The following is a 2,801-nucleotide window of genomic DNA, read 5'->3' on the forward strand; positions in this document are numbered from 1 at the left end:
TCGATGTTTGTACCACCTTTTACGTCAACGGACTTCTGAACAACTTCTTTGATGACTTCTTTGCCTTTGTCATCCAAATTGCCTAAATCTTTACCGGCTGCATTGTTGATTTTTTCTTTAGTTGCCGCTGTTAAATCTACTACCAAGTCATTACCATTAACTTTGCTTTCAACCATGCCATCAGTAGCACCTACGATACCTAAGCTTGAATTATCTTTGCTAAGTACAATCGTGTTACCTTCGGTATCTTTAACGCTTACAGACTGGAGAGCTGAGCCACTGATACCGGAACTATTTTCAGCAATCTTACGAACTTCTAATAATTGGTTGTAAGTTACTACATCGCCAGCTTTCGAACCGTCTACTACGTTAGTAATCTTAGTGTTATTGGCATTGATACCGTCAACAGTAACGGATGGACCATTATTAATCGTTAAACCGCCTTGGTTAATAGTTGTGCCACCTAAGGAAATGGAGCCGTCAGCACCAAGATCTACGTTTTTGTTCAAGTTAACAGTAAATGTCTTAACATCATTAACATCGGCTGTATCTACATTAATATTAGTACCGCCTTTTACATCAACTGCATTTTGAACAACTTCTTTAATAACGGTTTTGCCTTTATCATCCAAGTTGCCTAAATCTTTACCGGCTGCATTGTTAATTTTTTCTTTAGTTGCTGCTGTTAAGTCTACTACCAAGTCTTGACCGGACACTTCGCTTGTAACCATACCATCGGTAGCACCTTTAATACCGAAGCCTGCGTGATCTTTATCAACAACAAGGGTTTGGCCTTTAGTATCTGTTACAGTTACAGTCTGAAGCGCACTGCCGGCTGTTTCAGTAACTTTTTCTAAATTATTAGTAACTTTTTCAAGGTTATTATTGATTGTATCTACACGGCCTTTTACGCCATCAACATCAGTTTTAACTGCGAATAGCTGGCCACCGGTTACAGCATCTTTGGAACCTTCAGCTACGGAGCCTTCACCAAGGTTAGATACCACTTTACCGCCCGCGTTGATGCCGTCTTTAGTTACAGATGGACCACCAACGATGGCTAAGCCGTCAGTAGTTAACGCTGCATCACCAACACTTACACCGTCAGCACCGACTTTAGTTGCACCGGCTTTAATGGAGCCGTTAGCACCTAAGTCAACGTTGTTCTTCATGTTAACGGTGAATGTTTTAACACCGGCTTCATTTGTAGCTTTAGCTACTTCAATGTTGTTGCCGCCGTCTACATCAACGGATTCTTGAATAACTTCTTTAATAACCGTTTTGCCTTTGTCATCCAAGTTGCCTAAGTCTTTACCGGCTGCGTTGTTGATTTTTTCTTTAGTAGCGGCTGTTAAGTCTACTACCAAGTCTTGGCCGGATACTTTGCTTTCAACCATACCATCGGTAGCACCTACGATACCAAGGTTTGCCTGGCCTTTGCTGATAGTAATCGTTTGACCGTCATTACCTTTAACGGCTACAGTTTGAAGTGCACTATTAGCCAATTCGGAACCTTCAGTGGCAATGTTTTTCACTTCTTGTAACTGGTTGTAAGTTACTACGTCGCCTTCTTCAGTGGCATTAGCTACGTTGGTAATCTTAGTACCGCCCATGTTGATACCGCCAACGTTAATAGTAGGACCGTTTTTAATTGACAAACCACCTTGGTTGAGGGTCGTACCGCCAACATTAATTGTGCTGCCGTTAATTACAGTGTCACCAACTTTAAATTCGCCGTTAGAGTTCAAAGTTACGCCGCCGTTATTAATGGTTGTACCACCAACATGTACGTCACCGGATTTGATAATGGTGTCGCCTAAAGTGATGGACCCTTCACCGCCCAAATCTAAGTTTTTATCCAAGTTAACAGTAAATGTCTTAACATCATTAACATTAGCTGCATCTACATTAATATTAGTACCGCCTTTTACATCAACTGCATTTTGAACAACTTCTTTAATAACGGTTTTGCCTTTGTCGTCCAAATTACCTAAGTCTTTACCGGCTGCGTTGTTGATTTTTTCTTTTGTAGCAGCTGTTAAGTCTACTACTAAGTCCTGACCGGACACTTTACTTTCAACCATACCATCGGTAGCACCTACGATACCGAAACCGGCATTATCTTTATTCACGGTAAGTACATTGCCTGCACCGTCTTTAACACTTACAGTCTGAAGAGCGGAATTAGCCGTATCTTGAGCGCCTTTAATGGAATCATTGAGATCTTTTTGCACGCCAAATAATTGACCACCGGTTACAGCATCAGTCGAACCAGCTGCCACAGCACCTTCACCAAGGTTGCCAACTACTTTACCGCCTGCGTCGATACCATCTTTAGTTACGGATGGACCACCAACAATTGCTAACCCATCAGCTGTTAACGCTGCATCACCAACGCTCACGCCGTCAGCAGTAACTGCAGTCGAACCAACACTAACGCCATCAGCACCGACTTTAGTTGCTCCGGCTGTTAAACCACTAGCATCTAATGTAGTGTTACCGGCTTTAATGGATCCATTAGCACCTAAATCAACATTGTTCTTCATGTTAACAGTGAATGTTTTAACACCGGCTTCATTTGTAGCGTTAGCCACTTCGATGTTATTGCCGCCTGCTACATCAACGGATTCTTGAACAACTTCTTTAATAACTGTTTTGCCTTTGTCATCTAAGTTGCCTAAATCTATACCGGCTGCGTTGTTAATTTTTTCTTTCGTAGCAGCGGTTAAATCTACTACCAAATCCTGACCGGACACTTTACTTTCAACCATGCCATCGGTAGCACCTACGATACCGAAACC

General features: G+C 42.1%; 1 protein-coding gene. It reads right to left on the reverse strand.

Annotated features, from left to right (window positions below; genetic code table 11):
• Window positions 1-2,801 (reverse strand): hypothetical protein (locus QZL64_RS12870; RefSeq protein WP_296309688.1); only part of this gene is annotated, 2,801 nt, incomplete at both ends.

It is taken from the genome of Veillonella sp. CAG:933 (assembly GCF_000431435.1).
Lineage (GTDB): Bacteria > Bacillota > Negativicutes > Veillonellales > Veillonellaceae > Veillonella_A.